Source organism: uncultured Bacteroides sp., from assembly GCF_958445495.1.
Taxonomy (GTDB): Bacteria; Bacteroidota; Bacteroidia; order Bacteroidales; family Bacteroidaceae; genus Bacteroides.
Window position 1 is genome coordinate 1 of record NZ_CAUCSQ010000100.1, and the last position, 3,453, is coordinate 3,453.

General features: G+C 45.0%; 3 protein-coding genes. All 3 read right to left on the reverse strand.

The annotated features are described in order from the left end of the window. Positions 1-163: 163 nt before the first annotated feature. The 3 genes from Q5076_RS17820 to Q5076_RS17830 all read right to left on the reverse strand — a co-directional run bounded on the left by Q5076_RS17820 (position 164) and on the right by Q5076_RS17830 (position 3,445). A complete protein-coding gene (locus Q5076_RS17820) occupies positions 164-829 on the reverse strand; it encodes a DNA alkylation repair protein (RefSeq protein ID WP_303015152.1) in 666 nt (221 codons plus the stop codon). A 7-nt stretch (positions 830-836) separates the two neighbouring features. Beyond that, positions 837-2,882 carry a dihydrofolate reductase gene (locus Q5076_RS17825; RefSeq protein WP_303015155.1) on the reverse strand — a complete coding sequence of 682 codons (2,046 nt, stop codon included), beginning with the start codon at positions 2,880-2,882 and terminating at the stop codon, positions 837-839. Positions 2,883-2,980: 98 nt separating this feature from the next. After that, positions 2,981-3,445 (reverse strand): AraC family transcriptional regulator, encoded by a 465-nt coding sequence (locus Q5076_RS17830; protein ID WP_303015157.1) that lies wholly within the window; start codon positions 3,443-3,445, stop codon positions 2,981-2,983. Positions 3,446-3,453: the final 8 nt, after the last annotated feature.

Below are 3,453 nucleotides of genomic sequence, written 5' to 3' on the forward strand. Positions count from 1 at the left end.
ATCAGCCAAAATTAGCGCGAACAAAGTTAAGCCTTTTTTGCGGAAAGCAAAAGAATTTTCTTTAAAAGAAAATGTAACGGCGCGATATTATCAGGCAATGAGGCGATAAAGTTACGGTCTGTTCCGTCACCTTACCGCCTCATTCCCTTTCCTTATGAAAACGTTATCGGAAGGATACCTCTTCTTTTACCATATTGTAAAGTACTTGTTCCGCCTCCACGCCGGAATCGGCCATTCCTTCTACCAACCGGCATACCTGGAAAGCATGTTCTTCACTGTGTTGCATATACTTGCGAATCACCAGCAAAGCCGCATTACGCACATGGTAGCTCTCCGAATGCGCCGCACAGACAGCCTGGTCGAGCAACTCGCCGGAAGCCCGTTCCGTCATATCTCCTTTCTTCATCAGGAGCCGCGCCGCAGTCAGGAATCCGCAGGTTTGCACGTACTCGCGTTCGTCCGCAATCCACTGGAGAGATTTGGCAGGAGCATAAGGCAAATGCTGGAAAAGGTTCATACAGGTCAGTTCGGCAATCTCGATATTCCGGATATCTTCCACCCAGATATCGGCAATCTCCGGATAGAATGTATCAACCGGCTGGAGCATAGCGGCCAGAATCTTACACTCGCGGATATTTTCCTTCCATAACGCCTGCGCCAAGCTATGCTCTTTCTCATACTTTCCGGCGATGGCCTTGATACGGGGCAATTCCACGCCGAAATTGAGTTTGTAGACCAACCCCTTTTCACGCATACTTTGAGAAACAGCCCCGTTCATAGAAAGGCGGAGCTGCGTTTTGATATCTTTCAGTTGTTCTTTAATGTCCATATTCTTTTCAGTTTACGGAAGGCAGAGGAGAATAATCCCTGCTGTAACGCAACATTTGTTCTACATAACCTTCGTCATAAGATATCGTGACATCCGTTACATTTCCGTTATCATCTTTCACCAATTCATATTTCGGGTTTACAAAACCTTTGTAGGGAGCCAGATTCAGTTTCTTATAGCGTTCCAACACTTCAGCGTGCAAGTCCGAATCGACTTTCACGGCATAATTCTCCACTAAAGCACGAGCGCCCTCAAAATCACCGGTCGATTTGATGCGTTGTATTTCCGCCAGCAGTTTGCCGAAAAGTTCGCGCAACTTCCGGTAGTCGTTGATTACCACATACGTCTTCCCGTCTTTCTTCACCATTTCCACCACTTTGTCGGCGGCTCCTTTCTCGAATACCCAACGGGCAATCAACTGCCGGTTACGCATGTGCGCCTCTTCCACCGTATTTCCGGGTTCAATGCGTACCAACTGCGTCATCAGCCCATTCATCAGATAGGTATAATACTGGGCCTTATAAGCATCAGGAGAAGGAAGGAGTTTCAGCTCCAGCAATTTCGGGTCGGCCACGTAATAAAGCCCGAACAAATCGGCACGCGCTTCTTCAATGGTGGAACCGTATGCTTTCAAGGCATCCGGGTCTACTCCCGGAAGCAACTTGCCGGAACCGTGTCCCAGGCATTCATGCAAGTCCGTATGAAGTTCATCCGTCAAATCAGCATAAGTGTCAATCAACTGTTTTTCCGTATCGCCGTACACGAACTCTTCATTGAATCCGTTACCATGAGCGGCTTTATTATATGCATCGGTTATATTTCCAATCGTTACCGACTTCGAACCGTGATGCGCACGAATCCAGTTGGCATTCGGAAGATTGATGCCGATAGCCGTTGACGGATAGAGGTCACCGGCAAGAATCGCGGCAGTGATTACTTTGGCCGATACCCCTTTCACCCGGTCTTTCTTAAAAGCCTTATCTACCGGTGAATGGTCTTCAAACCATTGTGCGTTGCTACTGATTATTTCCGTACGGCGGGTAGATTCCAAATCTTTTAAATTAACCAAAGATTCCCAACTGGCCTTCATCCCCAACGGATCGCCGTAGCTCTCCGTAAACCCGTTTACAAAATCAATACGCGAATCAAGATCTTTCACCCAAAGAATCGCATACTCGTCAAAATCTTTCAGGTCACCGGTTTCATAAAACCGAATCAGCTTGCCTATAACCGCCCTCTGCGCATCATTTTCGGCTACTGTTTCCGCTTTCTTCAACCAATAAACGATTTTTTCAATCGCTTGTGTATAAAGTCCGCCCACTTTCCACACTTTTTCCCGTAACTCTCCGTTCTCTTTCACCAAACGACTGTTCAAGCCATAAGAAACCGGCGTTTCATCTTCGGGATTTTTCTTCGCATTATAGAACTCTTCCGCTTCCTTTTGCGTCACTCCGTCATAGTAATTGCAGGCGGAAGTCAATACGAGGTCTTCACCGTCAGCCTGATTCACCCGTTTAGGCATAACGGCCGAATCGAAAATCACCGGAAACAGCTCATCGCAAAGCTGTTCTGCAGTCTGTCCTTCCGACAACGGCAACAATTCGGGATTTATCCCAAGTACGGCCTGTCTCAAAAAATCCTGAGAAAAGCCCGGTATGAATTTCTCCGTACCGTAATGGTGATGAATGCCATTGGAAAACCAGACTCTTTTGAGGTAAACTTCCATATTCTTGAAGTCACCGGCGGTCTTATCGCCCTGGTAATTCGTATATACGGCTTCAAGCATCCTCCGGATTCTCAAATTATATTTTCCATTTTGGTCGAACAGGATGTCACGTCCTTCCAGAGCCGCCTCTGTCAGGTAATAAATCAATTCTTTCTGTTTTAATGTCAGTTCCTCAAATCCGGGAACCCGATAACGTAATATCTGTAAATCTGCAAATTGTTCCACTGTATAATCAAATTTATCCGCCTCGGCGGTTGTTGTTCCGGCTCCTCCGCACGACACAAGAAACGTAGCGGCTACCGCCATTGAAATAAGGTGTTTTTTCATTCTGTCGATATTGATTCATTAAAATGGGAAAAGGAATTATCCCTAAATCTTTTCCATTCAGAGGTAATTCCTTTTTCAATCAATTCCGGAAAACGCAATTACTTTTTATTTTCCAAATGTCTTTTGCGATATCCGTTAGGAGTCTCACCTATGTTTTTATAAAATGCAGCGTAAAAAGATTGACGGTTTGCAAAGCCAACCATAGCGCTGATTTCTTCCACATTTTTGTCTGCATAACGTTTATCTGTCAACAAATGCAAAGCATCTTTCACTCTGTATTCGTTCAACAGACAAGAATAATTCATGCCGAAACGAGAATTAACCACTGCAGAAAGATAACGGGTGTTTGTCTTCAACTCCTTCGCCAAATCTTTTGCAGAATAGTCAGGGTCCTTGTACTTTTTCTGTACGACAATGATATTCAGAATCTTGTCATACAACTCATCTGCCAGTTCCGGTCTGATTAAAGACCTATAGGCAGCCTTTTTTTCCTTCTTTTCCCTTAAATTGTAGGGGCGTTTTTTGGGAGTTTCCTCCGTTTTTTTGTTCTCTAAATCACTCATTGAATTAA